The sequence below is a fragment of the Oleiphilus sp. HI0117 genome, from assembly GCF_001635235.1.
Window position 1 is genome coordinate 1 of record NZ_LWGA01000663.1, and the last position, 16178, is coordinate 16178.

At 44.8% G+C, this 16178-nt stretch carries 16 protein-coding genes and 1 other RNA gene; 8 read left to right on the top strand and 9 right to left on the bottom strand.

Features of this window, described 5'->3' with window-relative positions; all coding sequences use genetic code 11:
• Positions 1-227 (top strand): RsmE family RNA methyltransferase (locus tag A3757_RS08790; RefSeq protein WP_156506260.1); only part of this gene is annotated, 227 nt, incomplete at its 5' end.
• 353 nt (positions 228-580) lie between these two features.
• Here the strand turns inward: A3757_RS08790 and A3757_RS08795 are convergent.
• The 5 genes from A3757_RS08795 to A3757_RS08815 form a co-directional block, all read right to left on the bottom strand.
• Positions 581-1312 (bottom strand): putative porin, encoded by a 732-nt coding sequence (locus tag A3757_RS08795; RefSeq protein WP_068509190.1) that lies wholly within the window; start codon positions 1310-1312, stop codon positions 581-583.
• Between the two features lie 305 nt (positions 1313-1617).
• Complete coding sequence (locus A3757_RS08800; RefSeq protein WP_068553546.1) at positions 1618-2862, bottom strand: UbiH/UbiF/VisC/COQ6 family ubiquinone biosynthesis hydroxylase; 1245 nt, start codon at positions 2860-2862, stop codon at positions 1618-1620.
• 20 nt (positions 2863-2882) lie between these two features.
• Positions 2883-4133 (bottom strand): 2-octaprenyl-6-methoxyphenyl hydroxylase, encoded by a 1251-nt coding sequence (ubiH, locus tag A3757_RS08805; RefSeq protein ID WP_068509186.1) that lies wholly within the window; start codon positions 4131-4133, stop codon positions 2883-2885.
• A gap of 9 nt (positions 4134-4142) precedes the next feature.
• Positions 4143-5459: a Xaa-Pro aminopeptidase gene (gene pepP / locus A3757_RS08810; RefSeq protein WP_068509183.1), complete on the bottom strand. Its 1317-nt coding sequence runs from the start codon at positions 5457-5459 to the stop codon at positions 4143-4145.
• A 43-nt stretch (positions 5460-5502) separates the two neighbouring features.
• Positions 5503-6168: a UPF0149 family protein gene (locus A3757_RS08815; protein WP_068509181.1), complete on the bottom strand. Its 666-nt coding sequence runs from the start codon at positions 6166-6168 to the stop codon at positions 5503-5505.
• Positions 6169-6327: 159 nt separating this feature from the next.
• Here A3757_RS08815 and A3757_RS08820 point away from each other — a divergent pair, with 159 nt between their 5' ends.
• The 4 genes from A3757_RS08820 (at position 6328) to A3757_RS08835 (ending at position 7788) form a co-directional block, all read left to right on the top strand.
• Positions 6328-6534: a TIGR02449 family protein gene (locus tag A3757_RS08820; RefSeq protein ID WP_068509120.1), complete on the top strand. Its 207-nt coding sequence runs from the start codon at positions 6328-6330 to the stop codon at positions 6532-6534.
• A complete protein-coding gene (locus A3757_RS08825; protein WP_068509122.1) occupies positions 6534-6830 on the top strand; it encodes a cell division protein ZapA in 297 nt (98 codons plus the stop codon). The genes A3757_RS08820 and A3757_RS08825 overlap by 1 nt, the downstream gene beginning before the upstream one ends.
• 73 nt (positions 6831-6903) lie before the next feature.
• Positions 6904-7089, top strand: a non-coding RNA gene (gene ssrS / locus A3757_RS08830) — 6S RNA.
• 78 nt (positions 7090-7167) lie between these two features.
• Positions 7168-7788 carry a 5-formyltetrahydrofolate cyclo-ligase gene (locus A3757_RS08835; protein ID WP_068512216.1) on the top strand — a complete coding sequence of 207 codons (621 nt, stop codon included), beginning with the start codon at positions 7168-7170 and terminating at the stop codon, positions 7786-7788.
• A 57-nt stretch (positions 7789-7845) separates the two neighbouring features.
• Here the strand turns inward: A3757_RS08835 and A3757_RS25685 are convergent, their stop codons facing one another.
• Complete coding sequence (locus tag A3757_RS25685; RefSeq protein WP_156490412.1) at positions 7846-8004, bottom strand: hypothetical protein; 159 nt, start codon at positions 8002-8004, stop codon at positions 7846-7848.
• 110 nt (positions 8005-8114) lie between these two features.
• Positions 8115-9650, bottom strand: coding sequence for a threonine ammonia-lyase, biosynthetic (ilvA, locus tag A3757_RS08840; RefSeq protein ID WP_068512212.1), 1536 nt, complete (start codon positions 9648-9650; stop codon positions 8115-8117).
• A gap of 221 nt (positions 9651-9871) precedes the next feature.
• On the opposite strand from ilvA, the gene rpiA reads away from it, so the two are divergent.
• Positions 9872-10546 carry a ribose-5-phosphate isomerase RpiA gene (gene rpiA / locus A3757_RS08845; protein ID WP_068553488.1) on the top strand — a complete coding sequence of 225 codons (675 nt, stop codon included), beginning with the start codon at positions 9872-9874 and terminating at the stop codon, positions 10544-10546.
• A 69-nt stretch (positions 10547-10615) separates the two neighbouring features.
• Complete coding sequence (gene ppa / locus A3757_RS08850) at positions 10616-11143, top strand: inorganic diphosphatase (RefSeq protein WP_068512204.1); 528 nt, start codon at positions 10616-10618, stop codon at positions 11141-11143.
• A 78-nt stretch (positions 11144-11221) separates the two neighbouring features.
• On the opposite strand, the gene A3757_RS08855 is transcribed toward ppa, so the two are convergent.
• Both A3757_RS08855 and A3757_RS08860 read right to left on the bottom strand, forming a co-directional pair.
• Positions 11222-12271 carry a DUF2333 family protein gene (locus A3757_RS08855; RefSeq protein ID WP_068512200.1) on the bottom strand — a complete coding sequence of 350 codons (1050 nt, stop codon included), beginning with the start codon at positions 12269-12271 and terminating at the stop codon, positions 11222-11224.
• A 79-nt stretch (positions 12272-12350) separates the two neighbouring features.
• Positions 12351-14396, bottom strand: a complete 2046-nt coding sequence (locus A3757_RS08860; RefSeq protein WP_068567618.1) for an EAL domain-containing protein — start codon at positions 14394-14396, stop codon at positions 12351-12353.
• Positions 14397-14660: 264 nt separating this feature from the next.
• Between A3757_RS08860 and A3757_RS27925 the strand changes: the two genes are divergently transcribed.
• Positions 14661-16178 (top strand): diguanylate cyclase (locus tag A3757_RS27925; RefSeq protein ID WP_068739456.1); only part of this gene is annotated, 1518 nt, incomplete at its 3' end.

Sequence of the window (16178 nt, forward strand, 5' to 3'; positions counted from 1 at the left end):
AAGGTACACGCCAACTAGTCGCCCACCCTAGAGAAGAACAGGTCTGCCCACATCATCTCGAAGAAGCCTGCACCTTAATCATCGGCCCCGAAGGTGGCTTTACTGAGTATGAAGTAAACAAGCTCAAAGAAGCCGGTTTTGAAGGAGTTCATTTAGGCGAAAGAATTCTACGCGTAGAGACTGCCGTACCCGTATTGATCTCGCGTCTATTTGGGTCAACATTCTAGGGTAATTTTGTCCGCTAGTCGGACGTTCAAGTAGACTTAATTGATAAGGATGAAACAGCCAGATTGATTATCGAGTGAATGATTGAAAGTGAGCATTAGCGTTCTTTATCGGGAGCCAAGTAAACCGCTAACTTTGAGTTAAAAGCGAGCATTATTGAACTGTAGACATAACCCATCAAAAGAGCAGGAAGCGCTCACTTTTGAAAGCCCTAAGATCACTCACTACTGTTCAAAAATGTACTTTTCTTTTAATTGTTTTTAGTCATTCTACGGTCATAATTTTAGTAACACTTCAAATACATGTAATTATGTATTTGAAGTGTTTGTCTACAATGACGTCTTGGTAAATTAACTTAAAAGCGTAATCCAGCATCAAGAAATATACTATTATTACTATCAATAGTTAAGTATTTGGCGTTAATGGAGAGTTCGTTGGTTAGGAAGATTCTGCTCTGTATACCATAACCAGTTTCACCAGCCTTAATAATGTTTGCCCCAATGCTAAACTTTTTATTTAGGTAATAATCAGCAGAAAGGTCATAAGTATTATCATCGTCACCTTTTTCAAATGAAGCCTCAATGTTAACTGCAGTATCATCAGTTAACTTATTAACATACTTTGCATCTAAGTTAAGGTCATAGCCAGGCTCATGCAAATATGAAGTTGTTAGCAACAAATTTTCAATCGGAGAGAAACCCGCTGTAAGCCCCCAGTCTGTATCCGTTATTTTAGTTGAACCAAGCTCAGCTGAAGATCGAAGAATCACTGCACCAACGAAAAACTGAGTATCAGGAATATAATAATCAACTACTAAAGACGTAACGTTTGCATCAATTGGTCCCAGCTCCCCTATTCCATGAACTAACTGAACATTGCTTGCCTCTTCTAAGAAAGCGGATTCTGCTAATGGGTGGTTCTCCGTATTTACAGAGTCAAAATATAAGGTACCCATCATAGCTTTAAGGCTTGAGTCATTGTCTAAATCAGCATAACCAATACCAACTTCTGCTTTAAATGACTCTGAAAATGCTACTGTTGAAGCAAGAGAGAGGGCGATGGCTGAACTGATAAGTTTGATATTCATTTATTATATCCATATTGATTAATTCCATTCATCATCTGATGAAAATGCAGATTACTATTGTATCTAATTTTAATATTTAGTGCAAAAAATGGTACGCTTTTACTAACGAACTCTCGGCTTTCTGTGGCCTGAAGAATGCCCGCTTTAGCTCTCAACCTAAAGCAAACGTTTAAACCCGAAGCCTTAGTTCCACCAGTAAGCAAAAACCTGATAATTTGGCCATTTTAGCAATGGCCTCTAATGGCAAGTTTTGGCACTTCTAAGACCCCTGCGTAGCCATCAACGGCTTACTTAGGCGTACTAAGCTAAGCGATGGACAAGCCCATCGCATGCTTAACCAACTGTTTCTTGATAAAGCCCTGCTTATTTACAAAGTCCAGCCCTGTATTACGCACCCACCGAAGAAGTGGATCGGGTTGAGCAAATAAACGCTTAAAACCTTCCATCGCGCCCATCATCAATAGGTTATCTGCCTGCCGCTGTCGTTGATAACGTTTGAGCAAGGTGAGATTTCCCGGGTCCAGCTCTTGTTGGTCAGCCAGTATCAGCACCTGACTCAATGCAAAAACATCTTTAAAGCCCAAGTTCACACCCTGACCAGCCAAAGGGTGGATGGTATGCGCTGCGTCACCGATCAAAGCAAGCCCCTCAGCGACATACTCTTTTGCATGTCGTTGGCGCAGAGGAATACTATAACGCTCTGACACATCTTCAATAGCACCAAGCATTGATTCACTGGCTTTTGCTAAAGCCTGGCAAAACGCTTCCTTATCCAAAGCCATTAAAGACTTTGCTTGCTCAGGTGTTTGCGACCAAACAATGGAGCAATAGGCGTCGCTCATCGATGGGTCCTGCAAAGGCAAGAGTGCCAAGGGCCCTGTTTCAGAGAAGCTCTGCCAAGCCGTCTTGTTATGTGGTTTCTCGGTTTTGATGGTGGCAACGATTGCGTGGTGTTGATAATCCCATTCACGGGTCGCCATCGACAACCAGGTCCTGATTCTGGAATTCGCGCCATCAGCTGCAACTAATAACTTCGCATGTATCTGACGACCATCATCCAGCAGCAAAGAATAAGGAGCTCCATCTACCTCATTTTGCTTCAGGCTGCTAATACGCCCACCAAAGAAACGTTCAACATTCTCTTGTTGCTTTAAGACCTGATGCAAAGCCGAGACAATATTCTGATTCTCTACGATATAACCCAAAGCATCTTCATATAACTCAGCCGCACTGAAATCTATTTGGGCTGTACCTAGCTGATCCCAAACATGCATGTTTCGATAAGGAAGGATTCGCTCTTCGTGAATATGCTGCCAGGCCCCAACACTCTTAAGTAAATCGCGTGAGGCAAAGGTTAGTGCACTGACTCTTGGCTCAAAGCCATTTACATCCTTAGGCTTAGACGGAGAGTGCTGCAGAGATTCTGCCGACTGCGCGTCAATTAAAGCAATTGAAAAGCCGGTATCACGTAGCGCGGCGGCGAGAGAAGCGCCCACCATCCCCGCACCAACAATCGCAATATCAAATTCTTGAGTACAAGCATCACTCATAAGATTAATTCTCTCTAAACCTAAGTATTAAAATGTGCTTTTCGGTCTGCCAGACCCATTGCTCGCTCTGCAAATATCGTTTTCAAGGGAGCGATGTTGTCGAGACCAACCAGGCCAATATCTCGCGCTAGGTTTAATATATGGGAAGGGTTCGCAAATACTTTGACCAGCTGATCACTTAAAGCAATCGTTTTATTCTGATCATCCATTCTCGACTGACAAAACTTATTCAATGGCGCCAGGGAACGATAATCCAAACCCTGCTTTACTGACTCATCAATATAAGCCAAGAAGGCCGCCACACCACGAATGGCCAAATTAAACCCTTGCCCTGCGACAGGATGTAAACTATGCGCGGCATTACCTAAGAGCAACACACCGGCCCGACATTGCTCTTCAGCTCTGACTAATTTCAACGGATAACTTACCCGTTCACCACAGCGTTCAATCGGACCTAGCCGCTCACTGAAACTCTCTTCCAAAGCTTTACAAAATTCAGCATCGCTCATATCCAAATGTGCCTGTATCTCTTTTTCGTCATGTGTCCAGACCAGTGCACAATCAGACTCCCTCAAGGGCAACATTGCCAATGGGCCTTTCTTAGTGAAGCGCTCAAACGCAACACCTTCATTTGGCAATGCAGTACTGACGTTAGCCACCAAGGCATGCTGAGAATATTTTTCCACTTGATAAGCAATGCCTAATAGCTTCGCAGTGCTCGACTCCGTACCATCTGCAATCACCATCAAGCGAGTGTTTAGCACTTTCTGCTGTTCAGGCTGCTCAATCGAGCTTAAGTGCACTTGATGGAAGTCTTTGCCTTGAGATATATGAGAAACCTTCACACCACTATAAAAAGGTAGTGATCTCTCATACACCTTGCTTAACAAACTCTGGCCCAAGCACTGATTCGGCACCACATAACCTAAGGCTTCCTGTCCATACTCTGCTGCATGCATCCGGGTGGTTCCAAAGCAGCCTTTTTCTGATACATGAACCTGTTCGATGGCACATACCGAAGGCTCAATATCTGTCCAGACATCAAGCTGCTCTAAGATTTCTCGCGTGCCCCAAGACAAGGCTGTCGACCTCGCATCGTAGCTAGGAGTGTACTCAGGTATATCTTTAGAGAAGGCAAAGGCATCAATCATGACGACATCAAGGCCTAGCTTAGATAGCCCCAAAGCAGTGCTTGCCCCGACCATTCCAGCCCCGACAATCAATACATCACAAACACTTTTTTCTTCTAACTGGGAAAATTCTTGAGCCATGTGTACTCCCTAAGACGAGGCCTGCGCCATAATGGCTTCAATATCATGAATCGTTTTCGGGACATCTTTAGATAGCACCTGATGAGACTTCTTGGTAACAGCAACATCATCTTCTATACGAATGCCAATGCCGCGCCACTTTTTCGCCACTTCTTTATTGCCGGGAGCGATATAAATACCCGGTTCAACCGTAATCACCATACCGGGCTCAAGCTCTCTCCATTCACCGTCGATTTTATACTCACCAACATCATGAACATCCAAGCCCAACCAATGGCCTGTTCGATGCATATAAAAAGGCTTATAACGCTCCTCTTCGATAATTTCATCCAGCTCGCCACTGAGCAAGCCCAGATCGAGCAAACCCTGGCAAATTACCTTGACCGCGGCTTCATGAGGATGATTCCAGTGACTCCCGGGCTTCACTGCTTTTATTGCGGCTAATTGAGCATCCAAGACGATTTGATAAATTGCCCTTTGCTCGTCAGAAAATTTTCCGTTTACCGGAAAGGTCCGAGTGATATCTGAGGCATAACAATCCAATTCACAACCAGCATCAATCAAGACAAGGTCGCCGTCATTCAAGGGGCCGTTATTATCGATGTAGTGCAATATACAGGCATTGTCGCCTGAACCAACAATAGCTGGGTATGCTTGAGAGCGAGCACCATTATCCATAAACACCTTGCTCATCGCTGACTCAAGGTGATATTCATGTAAACCTGGGCGGCAAACCTTCATTGCCTCAATATGTGCTTGGGCAGATATTTCAGCAGCCTGTTTCATCGTCTTGATTTCGGTGGTACTTTTTATCAAACGCAGCTCATGTAGTGCGTGCTCCAAGGCAACAAACTCACCAGGTGGGTGAGCACCATTTCTAACTTTACTGCGAATAACGTTGATCCATTCCATGACGCGACTGTCAAAGACAGCATCAAGGCCCATCGAGTAATAAACTTTATCCGTTCCCTCAATCATGCCTGGGAGGATTTCATCTATATCAGAAATGGGAAACGCATCATCGACACCAAACATATCAATTGCACGGTCTGGCCCGGCAATAAATCCATCCCACATTTCTTTTGTCGGGTCTCGCTCTCGGCAAAACAAGATGCTCTCACCGTGCTCTCGGCCCGGAATAATCACCAACACTGCTTCCGGCTCAGAAAACCCGGTCAGATAGAAGAAGTCGCTATCCTGACGAAAGGGGTAATCAACATCCCGGTTCCGGCTTTTAACCGTTGACGAGGGCAGTATCGCAATTGAGTTTTCACCCATGTGTTCAGCCAGATAAGCTCGTCGGCGTGAGAATTCTTTTTTATTCATCTCTTATTGTCCTGAGTAGCAGAATCTTGGTCAGCAATTGTTATTAATGTAATGTCGGTGTATCTGGGTCAATATCGGAAATAGCAGCTTTTTCTTCAGTCGAATCTTCTACTTCGGGCTGATTAAACTCAGCATATAAGTTAAGCACCCCCACCCTTACATACTCCACCACTTCAAAGAACTCTCTTTCACCCTCTTCAGTAGGCTCAACGCGAGGGTCCAGCTGGCAAATTTCAACCAGGTCTTTAAGAATTTCTTCCAGATCCTTCGATGCAGAATTAAGTCGTTCACTTGCAGAAATAGCGATACCTTCCAAAAAACCCCTTACCCATAACACCATTGCCTCAAGTCGTTCGGATAAAACATAGTCATCGTCTGGCAATAATAAGGTAAAACTACTCGAATCCTTATCGATACCCTCTGATACTTGGCTATAAAAAGCTAACAAGTCCTCAACTACATTAGCTTGAGCTGCAACATTTAACTCATCGACGCCCATATGTTCTAAAACCTGAGCTAAAAAGTCATTCGCCGTACGCTTAATGCCGCCGGTAATTTCCCCAAGTAATAAGCCATGTAACTCACTCGGGTGATTGATCGCACCTTGTCGGTTATAGACATTCGCCAACCAGTCAAAATCACTCTCCTGAGCCTCTTCATTTTCAAGCTCATCTATATCCTGCTCGGAAAACTTGTCTTTTTCTGTCATTTATATCGACCTTTTATCAAAAATTGAGCGAATTATACGAGACCTGCGACTGGATTGCGAAAGCGAGTTGACCCTCACGCTAGGCCAAATTATAGTTACCCCTCAATATACCGAATAGTATTGGTTTATTCTTCAATATTTGACTATCAAGGTAACTAAATGGAAGCGTCACAACTTAAAACGCTTTCTGGCAAAGTAGAGCAACTTCTAAACTACTGCCAGACGCTTGAAGCAGACAATTTAGCGCTAAAAAGCAGCCAAGACGATTGGCTGTCCGAGCGGACTAAACTTCTACAAAAAAATGATCTTGCCAAAAACAAGATTGAATCAATGATTGGTCGCCTAAAAGCTCTGGAGCAAGGTTAATGTCCGACGCCAACACACTAAAGGTCAAAATCCTTGAAAAGGACTACCTGGTCGCCTGCCCTCCTGATAAAAAGGACGCTCTAGAAAATGCTGCGGGGCACCTTGATGAAAAAATGCGAGAAATACGCTCGTCAGGAAAAGTTCTGGGCATTGAACGAATTGCGGTCATGGCAGCTCTAAATATTGCATACGAATTGCTCGAAAGTGGTCGCGATAAAGAAGGTGACCAGGAGATGTTGCTATCACTTGAAGAAAAGCTTGATCAAGCTTTGATCAAAGCAAAAGCACAGGCCTAATTGAAACCCTGGGCAATTTGTTTTTTTTCGTAAAAAGCCCTGATTTTTATCTAGTTTTTTTATATGATGGTTTGGCGTTCTGGAATGCTGGCTTGCTAGATAAGTCCTCGAGCCGATAATAACACCTTGGTAATCACATCATGTGATGTGTGCAAGTCCCCCGGTTTATCTGGATGGGAAAGCCTAATTTGCATATAGTGATCACCCCCTTGAACTTTCGGGTTCAAGGCCCTATCTGGCAGCGGCATTTTGGGCGCACCAAAATCAACACTCACAACAGAGCGTTGCTTTTGTTTAAACCTATCCAGCTCTATCTTATTGACGATACAGCCCAAAAATGAGTCTTTCTCAAACCTCCCCCGCCACCTTAATTCAAGAAAAAAAGCAGCTTCGTAGAGAGCTCCGCCAACAACGCCGCCAGCTCACCAAGCTTCAACAAAGAACAGCTTCAACGCATTTACTCAAAAATCTGAAACGCTTTGGTTTACTACTGAGGGGCAAACATATTGCTTTGTACTTAGGCAACGACGGTGAAATCTGCCCTCGATCACTGCTCACACTAATACAGAAATGGGGAAAGACAGCATACTTGCCCGTCATCCACCCCTTAAAACCACAACAGATGATTTTTTGCCAAGTCTCTGCATCAAGCCCTTATATCAAGAACCGTTTCGGTATTGAGGAACCTGACTTTAAACGCTGCAAACAATTCAATGCTAAACAACTGTCAACAGTGTTAATGCCACTGGTAGCATTTGATAGCGAAGGAAACAGAATGGGAATGGGAGGCGGCTTCTATGATCGCACTTTTGACTATAAGCGACGGCTTCCTCAGTGCAAGCCTCGCTTGATTGGATTAGCACATGAGCTGCAGAAGATGGACGCGCTTCCGGTCAATGACTGGGATGTCAGCTTAGATGCGATCGTCACCGATCAAGGTATCTATGCAAAAAAATAAGCCTATGCAGAATCAAACGAGCAAAAAAGCCGAGTAATTCTTTATGAATAGAGAGTTTTAGTAGCGGCTGGCTGAACGATCAAATACATGCTCAGTACTAGCGTTCTGAACCGGCTCTTCATCAGCACCAATGCTAATAGAAGAAAAGCCACTTATGACCAAACCGATCATAAATATACCGATTACAGCCAACATTGTATCGGGTTTCTTCTTCATATTTTCCTCAAAATAAAACTTTAATAATCAGAAAAATAGCACAGCTTTAGAAAATTTCCATTAGAACCCTGCTTTAAGTAGCGGATTCTAATGGCTTTAGCACCTAATTACTAGCGTTTTGACTTACCTGCCCTCAAGAAAAGTTGATACGCCTCATTATCCGTCTCGACCCAGTATCGGAAACCTATCTCATCTAGCATTCCCTGAAAGGCTTTCGTATCAGAGTCTTTCAGCTGCACCCCCATCAGGACACGACTGTATGCAGCGCCATGGTTACGATAATGGAACATGGAAATATTCCAACGAGTACCAAGTGAATTAAGGAATGACATCAGCGCCCCTGGCCTTTCAGGAAACTCGAAACGATAAACCTGCTCATCACCAACGCCTTCAGAACGCCCACCGACCATATGCCTGATATGAAGCTTTGCAATCTCGTTGTCAGTCATATCCAGCACGGGATAGCCTTGGGACTCTAACTCTGCAATAACACGCGCCCGATCTTCGCCACCCGGAAGCACTTGCACACCAACAAAGATCTGCGCGTCACTTCCTTCTGCATAGCGATAATTAAACTCGGTCACATTACGAGTTTGCAGCGCTTGAATAAACTTCTGATAGCTTCCAGGCTTTTCAGGGAGAGTGACAGCAATGATTGCCTCGCGCTGCTCACCAATTTCAGTTCGTTCAGAGATATAGCGTAAACGGTCAAAGTTAACATTCGCCCCACTAACGATGGTCACTAAATTCTCACCACTTAAGCCTTCACGTTCCGCATATTTTTTTAAGCCAGCGATGCCCACCGCACCTGCGGGTTCAGCAATTGATCGTGTATCATCAAAGATATCTTTGATGCCGGCACAAATCTCATCTGTTGAAACAGTAATCACCTCATCAACATACTTTTTGGCAATTTCAAAAGGCAGCTTACCAATCTGTTTAACCGCGACACCTTCTGCAAAAATCCCTACTTCTTCTAGAATTTCTCTACGCCCAGTCTCTAGCGCCACCTTAAGACATGCCGCCTCTTCAGGCTCAACACCAATCACTTTTGTTTCGGGGCGAACAAACTTAATATAGGCTGCCATTCCCGCAATTAAGCCGCCACCACCAACCGGCACAAACACCGCATGAATAGGTGCGGTATGCTGCATTAGTAACTCCATTGCGACCGTCCCTTGCCCGGCAATCACATCTTCATCATCGTATGGGGGAATATAAACCAAGCCCTCTTTCTTTACCTTTTCTAAGGCATAAGCGGAAGCTTCATCAAAGGCATCACCAACGAGTTCAACTTTTGCGCCCTTCGCCCTGACCGAGTTAACCTTAATTTCAGGGGTCGTTTTTGGCATAACGATAGTCGCGTCGATACCAAGCTTCTGCGCAGCTAAAGCAAGCCCTTGCGCATGATTACCGGCAGAAGCCGCAATCACGCCAGCTGCTTTTTCTTCATCTGTGAGTAAACGAGCACGGTTATAGGCTCCACGAAGCTTAAAAGAGAATACAGGCTGCAGGTCTTCTCTTTTAAGGTATATTTGATTATCAAAACGCTCCGACAATAGCGGCGCATGTGTCACCGGCGATTCAATAGCAACATCATAAACTCTGGCATCAAGTATTTTCTTGATATAACGGTTAATTGGCATCTTGGAACTCTTCACTTATAGGGCTGACATATAGACAAACAGCGTATAGGCAGACTTAATATAATTTTAATACCCTGCTCAATACCTGATAGCTAGAGAAAAATAAGCATCGAAGTGAGCACAAACAATCATAATCCTTTTCTCACTTATTGTCGGGCATTATAATGCCATTTATAACGATCAATACGCCATAATCAGATATTTACCCTAGCGGAGCATGCATGAACCAAGATCAATTAAAAAGCGCAGTCGCCCAAGCTGCTATTGACTATATCCAGCCGAAGTTGGATAACGATAGCATCATCGGCGTCGGCACCGGGTCGACAGCGAATTTCTTCATTGATCACCTTGCTAAAATCAAACATCAGTTTGATGGCGCAGTGGCCAGCTCCGAAGCAACAGCGGAAAGACTAAAAAGCCATGGCATTCCTGTTTACGCGCTGGGCTCAGTAGATGAAATGGAGTTTTATGTCGATGGCGCAGATGAAAGCAACGAGCGACTAGAGCTCATCAAAGGCGGCGGCGGTGCACTTACTCGAGAGAAAATCGTTGCTGCTGTTGCCAAAAAATTCATCTGCATTGTAGATGCCTCCAAGCAAGTTGGCTTGTTAGGTGAGTTCCCACTTCCAATTGAAGTTATCCCTATGGCACGCAGCCTGGTAGGCCGGGAAATTGTCAAACTTGGTGGTGACCCGGTTTATAGAGAAGGCTTCGTAACAGACAACGGCAATCATATTCTAGACGTTCACAACATGAAGATTCTCGAACCGAAGAAGCTCGAAGCCGAAATCAACAACCTTACAGGCGTAGTCACTAACGGTTTATTTGCACTTAGACACGCAGATCTGCTGTTTGTTGGCTCTGAATCTGGCGTAAAAATGCACGAAGCCGTATAATCGCGCACTTTATCGCTCTGCGAAAAAATTCAGGTCAGTAACACCGCTTATTAACGACAGGACAAAGCTATGATTTTTGACAACATTCCAGCAGGAAAAGACATTCCTAACGACATTAACGTCGTAATTGAAATCCCAGCTCAAAGCAGCCCGGTAAAATATGAAATCGACAAAGACATGGGAGCTGTTGTAGTTGACCGTTTCATGTCCACGCCAATGTTCTACCCAGCAAACTACGGTTTTATCCCGCACACTTTGGCTGACGATGGTGATCCATTAGATGTATTGGTTATCACACCATATCCAGTTATACCTGGCTCAGTAATTCGTTGTCGCCCAATCGGCATGCTAGACATGGACGATGAAGCGGGTGGTGATGAGAAGCTAGTAGCGGTACCTCACGACAAGCTATCTCCTGAGTACAAAGATATTCAGGATATTGAAGATATTCCAGTGTTACTGAAAGAACAGATCCAGCACTTCTTTGAGCGTTACAAAGAGCTTGAGAAAGGCAAGTGGGTAAAAGTAAAAGGCTGGGAAAATGCAGATGCTGCTCGTAAGTCAATCGAGAAGTCTGTAGCGAACTACAATAAGTAAGTTGTAGCGCTTAGCTCTATATAACAAAGGCCGCATCAGCGGCCTTTTTACTATCTGCACTTCACGAGTGCTAGAAAGTTAGCCCTGCTGAAGCAAACTGCGCAAGTCGATAATGGCCGCTGATGCTCTTGAGATATACGAAGACATTGTCAAGCTATGATTAGCCAACATCCCAAAGCCACTACCATTTAGAATCATCGGACTCCAAACAGCCTCTTGAGTCGCTTCCAATTCCAGTGTTATCTGCTGCAAGCTTACCAAAGCATTCTTATTGATCAGCACTGCCTTAAAGTCATGCTCTATTGCTTTTAGTATATGCACCAGCGCCCAAGCCGTACCGCGTGCTTCATAAAACACATCGTCTATTTCCATCCAAGCAGTCTTACGCTCCTGAGCACCTTCTGCAGCTGTCGACTGCTGAGCACTTGCATCGCCCGCCAAACCCAAGTCAAGCTGCTGGCGACCAACACTTTCACTCAAACGGCGCGACAAACTCCCTAAACGATTCTCGACTTCAGATAGCCAACTTCTTAAATTATCTGCTCGCGCATAGAACTGAGCGTCCGGTTGTTGAGGGTCAGAGAGACGCGCTAGGTAACTACGCGCTGCCTTCACGCCACGACGATATTCCGACTCACTGGCCGGAAGTGCCCAACTACTGTTATCGAAATGAAACTGGGGCTCTGCAATCGTTAAGTCCTTATCTTCAACCGACTGGCTTTGAGACCGGCTCAACTCCTTACGAAAGACCCTGGCCAAATCACGAACCTGAACCAGCACGCCATATTCCCAATTAGTAATATTATCCAGCCATAAACCAGGCGGAAAAATATCATTGCTAATGTAGCCTCCCGACTTATCCATCAGCGTTTCCATCAAATAGATCATCGTTGCTGTTGTCGCAAAGCCAGGAACCGGCTGGTGCTGCATCAACTCGGCCTGTTCATGAGAGTACTGAACAACATCGGTAATTTCCGGCTCAGAACTCCACCAAAAACCTAGAATAACAGACAAAAGTAAATAGACACCCAAAGCACCACCAATAGCTTTAGCCAACATTCCGCCCCCCAAGTAGTCTTGGAAATCTTCTTTTCTATGTCTTATAAAATCAGACAAACCTTCTTTCACATTAATAACCTGCTAACGTGTATAAATTCTCAATGACTTGGGAGAACTGTAATCCCCTACTATCAATTGCAAACACTTGCTATGAAGCAAATACTTCATTTGCTTGTGGCCGTTTCAAATGGTACCCCATTGCGCCATCAATCCCCAGCTCTTTTAAAGCCTGCCACTCGTCTTCTGACTCGACACCCACAGCAATCACATTAATTCCCTGACCATGTGCAATCTGGATCGCTGATCGCAGGAAGAACTGATTTGATTGACTGCCCTGAACGTTGCGAATAAAGCTATGGTCAACTTTGATGTAGTGAATATCCACTCGCTGTAAATACGAAAATGGCACCGAGCTTACACCAAAGCGCTCGACCGATAGACTAAAGCCATGCTCTTTTGCCATATTGCTCAAAACGACCAAGGCATTTTCATTATAACTCACGATATGTTCTGGAACTTCGACAATTAGCATTTCCGCCAAGCTGGGGTTCTGAACAAGCTGCTGATCAAACCAGGACAAGAAGCGCTCATCTATCAAGGCAGCTTCAGACAAGGTAATACAGTATCGGTGATTATCAGCTTCACCTTGCGCCAACTCATTGTGAGTTCGCTGCATCAAAAATTCTGGATCTGCCAGGCTCTCTACCACCTTCTCGACAACCAACTGATCAAAGGGCACCATCAATCCGAATCGCTCAGCCATCGGCAGGAAGGTCCCAGCGACAGTCAGCTCGCCTTCTACTTCAATTCGAGAAAGGACCTGCTGATACATAACCTTTCCTTCACCATCATAAACTGTTTGAGTATGAAGCTTCACATCTCGACTCAGCAATACCTCTTGCAAAATATTTCGCCACTCATTTGCCTGATGCACCTCTCGCATACTCTCTTCTGCCGACTGAATATGCGCATAACGCCGCCAGCCGGAAATACCATCTGACTGTGCTTGGCGTAAGGCTAAATCAGCTTTAGACAACAAAGTGCGAGCAGTATCATCAGCCTTTACGCAAGCCGCACCGATATGCACGCTATCATCGCGCAACAAGTGCTTGATATCAGAGAGTGAACAAATTTCTGATATCATTTTTGGCACCAGGACATCAATTTCATCATCCATAACACTCGGCATAAACACACTAAAATCGGCACCACTTCGCCTCGCAGCAAACGCATTCTGATGACGCTGTTCATATTTTTGCAGTATCTGCGCAACACTCGTCAACAGAGCATCGCCTCGATCTCGCCCCAATGACTCGTTAACTGCACCAAAGTCGTTAAGTTGCACTAAGACCAGACTTCCTTTTGCTGTGTGCTGCTGTGAATCCAGCTCTGTCTTTAAACGCCCATCAAAACCTTCACGGTTACTTAGGCCGGTAAGTGTGTCAACAAAAGATGCCTGACGCAGGTCCTCGATCAAATTTAATTGCTCTTCAAACACCCCGCCAAGCTGCCTGGCCATATCATTCATCGCATCGGCAACGCCTGCAAGCTCTCGGAATACAGGATGAGGAGCCCTAAAATCAAAATGGCGATGACTCATTTCCTGTGCATGAAACTGAAGCTGTTTTAAAGGCTTTAACACACCAGCTAATAGCCAACGCGCTGCAAATAAGCCGAGCACCAAAATACTTAGAAACCAAATTGACTCAGAACGAATCACTTTCCACAATTCAAGGTAGGCGTAACCAGGATGACTCTCTACCACAATCGTGCCCAACTGTTTCCAACCAGCTACAACTTCTGCACTTTTGGCAGGGGCCTTTAGATCAAGCAGAGAGACAAACCAGTCAGGGACAGTATCAACAGTTAAAGAGTTAGCGCGCACGACAATGGCGGCACCGTTCAAGTCAAAAAAAACAATTTTTCTGTAGTCACCACTGTCGAATATCGTGTCAACAATTCGCGCTGCCGCCACGCGATCTTGAGCATCTATACTCGTCGATAATGACAAGCCCAAAGAAGTAGCAGCATCCTGTGCATGGGACTGCAATTGATTCTGCAAATAGTCACGCATGGTGGTGATATTCAGCGTAAAGCTTCCAACCAACAACAACAGCAACATAATGCTAATATAAGCAAATAGTGTCCTTTGTAAGCTAGGACCCTGATTTGTCAGGCTATGACTATGCCTCATGATTAGGCCTCACTTACTTTATCTCCATCAGTATCTTCATTGGTGTCTTTTTATTAGCAAAGCCCAAGTATAAAAACGACCCGACCTCTTTCACCACAGAAATCATAATGGCCAGCCTGTAGGCATTGCTTCCATATAACAATAGATCAACTTACACATCCTGACATTTTTTGACGATAAAAACCTCCATATTCAGGGGATTATGCTAAATTATGTAGAGACGATTCGCGTTTACAAAAAGAATTCTTCCATTAGGATCAAGGAATGGCTCAGGACAACCAACGAGAGAAACTTAAACAACTGTTTGCAAAACGAGTTACGACGCAAGCCAGAGTTGTATTAGATGTCTATCAAAAGTGCAAACTCTCCTCTTGGGAAGACCTGGATCGCACTCAAGATTTAAATGATGCGAGTGAAAAACTAGAGCGTTTTGCAACCCGCTTTGAGATGTCTCGCCAGGAGACTTCGGCACGAAAAATTAACCAGCTACTGAGCAATGTTAACCCTGAAGCCCCGCTTTCGTTAGACAGCCAACAAAAAATTGAGTCCTTTATTCAGGAGCTGAATGAGTGCACTTTGCGAAAGAGTGATACCGGAGGGGGGCGAAGCGACACCTCGCACTCGAATCCACGTACTTTTTTACGCACTCCGATTTACCTCGCGCTAAACAACACCGAGTACGCTAACCGCATTATTAATCAGCTGGAGTTCTTTGGTTTTCGTTCAATCAACTTCAGTGATGTTGATGATTTTGTTCACGCAGCTAAGCAGGATAAGCCAGAGACCATCGTAGCCGATGTAGATTTTGGCGGGCATAAGCTTGCTGGCATCGATGCCGTTCAAGTAATCCAGGAGTCTCACGAGACAACTATTCCAGTTATTTATGTTAGCGAGAGCACTGACGACATTCAGACCCGGCTAAAAGCATCGCGCACAGGCGGCGAAGAGTTTTTTTATCGAGCCATCGACCCTGGCCAGCTAATAGAAAAAATTGAGCAATATACGCACGCCAACATTCAGGACCCATACCGTATTCTGGTAGTCGATGACTCTAAAGCACAAGCAAAGTACATTGAGAATATATTGCACAAAGCCGGCATGATTCCTCACATCATTACCGAGCCGATGGATATCCTGGTAGCCTTGGCGGATTTCCAGCCTGAGATAATTATCATGGATATGTACATGCCAGGCTGTACCGGTATGGAGCTAGCCCGAGTGATACGCCAGCAAGACAAGTTTCACAGCGTACCTATCATTTACCTCTCTGCAGAAGATGACGTCAACAAACAGCTACACGCGATGAGTCTTGGAGGCGATGACTTTCTAACGAAACCTATCGACCCGAAACACCTCATCGCCACGCTGCGAAACCGAGGCCGAAGAGCTCGATCCCTTTTGGCACTAATGATTCGCGATAGCCTGACCGGGCTTTACAATCATACCCATACTCTACATTTGCTAGAAATTGAAGTTGCTAAAGCAGCGGAAAGCGAACTACCTGTCTGTTTCGCAATGCTCGATATCGACTACTTCAAAAAGATTAATGATAACTACGGCCACCCTATTGGCGACCGCGTACTGAAAAGCCTTTCTCTTTTCCTTAAACAGCGGCTACGTAAAACAGACCACATCGGTCGCTATGGTGGCGAAGAGTTTGCCATCGTACTGCCAAATACTTCTGAACGCGATGCTAAAACTATTCTTAACGAAATACGTGAACGCTTTGCAGAATTACCACAGCCCGCCGGAACCGGCACATTCAATGTCACCTTTAGTTGC

What these genes read in the sequence shown, in the direction of transcription:
- A3757_RS08835 (WP_068512216.1), top strand. Translation starts at nt 7,168, where the DNA reads ATGAGTCTTTCTCAAACCTCCCCCGCCACCTTAATTCAAGAAAAAAAG.
- A3757_RS08860 (WP_068567618.1), bottom strand. Translation starts at nt 14,396, where the DNA reads ATGAGGCATAGTCATAGCCTGACAAATCAGGGTCCTAGCTTACAAAGG.
- ilvA (WP_068512212.1), bottom strand. Translation starts at nt 9,650, where the DNA reads ATGCCAATTAACCGTTATATCAAGAAAATACTTGATGCCAGAGTTTAT.
- ppa (WP_068512204.1), top strand. Translation starts at nt 10,616, where the DNA reads ATGATTTTTGACAACATTCCAGCAGGAAAAGACATTCCTAACGACATT.
- A3757_RS08825 (WP_068509122.1), top strand. Translation starts at nt 6,534, where the DNA reads ATGTCCGACGCCAACACACTAAAGGTCAAAATCCTTGAAAAGGACTAC.
- A3757_RS08800 (WP_068553546.1), bottom strand. Translation starts at nt 2,862, where the DNA reads ATGAGTGATGCTTGTACTCAAGAATTTGATATTGCGATTGTTGGTGCG.
- A3757_RS25685 (WP_156490412.1), bottom strand. Translation starts at nt 8,004, where the DNA reads ATGAAGAAGAAACCCGATACAATGTTGGCTGTAATCGGTATATTTATG.
- rpiA (WP_068553488.1), top strand. Translation starts at nt 9,872, where the DNA reads ATGAACCAAGATCAATTAAAAAGCGCAGTCGCCCAAGCTGCTATTGAC.
- A3757_RS08795 (WP_068509190.1), bottom strand. Translation starts at nt 1,312, where the DNA reads ATGAATATCAAACTTATCAGTTCAGCCATCGCCCTCTCTCTTGCTTCA.
- pepP (WP_068509183.1), bottom strand. Translation starts at nt 5,459, where the DNA reads ATGAATAAAAAAGAATTCTCACGCCGACGAGCTTATCTGGCTGAACAC.
- A3757_RS08820 (WP_068509120.1), top strand. Translation starts at nt 6,328, where the DNA reads ATGGAAGCGTCACAACTTAAAACGCTTTCTGGCAAAGTAGAGCAACTT.
- A3757_RS08815 (WP_068509181.1), bottom strand. Translation starts at nt 6,168, where the DNA reads ATGACAGAAAAAGACAAGTTTTCCGAGCAGGATATAGATGAGCTTGAA.
- ubiH (WP_068509186.1), bottom strand. Translation starts at nt 4,133, where the DNA reads ATGGCTCAAGAATTTTCCCAGTTAGAAGAAAAAAGTGTTTGTGATGTA.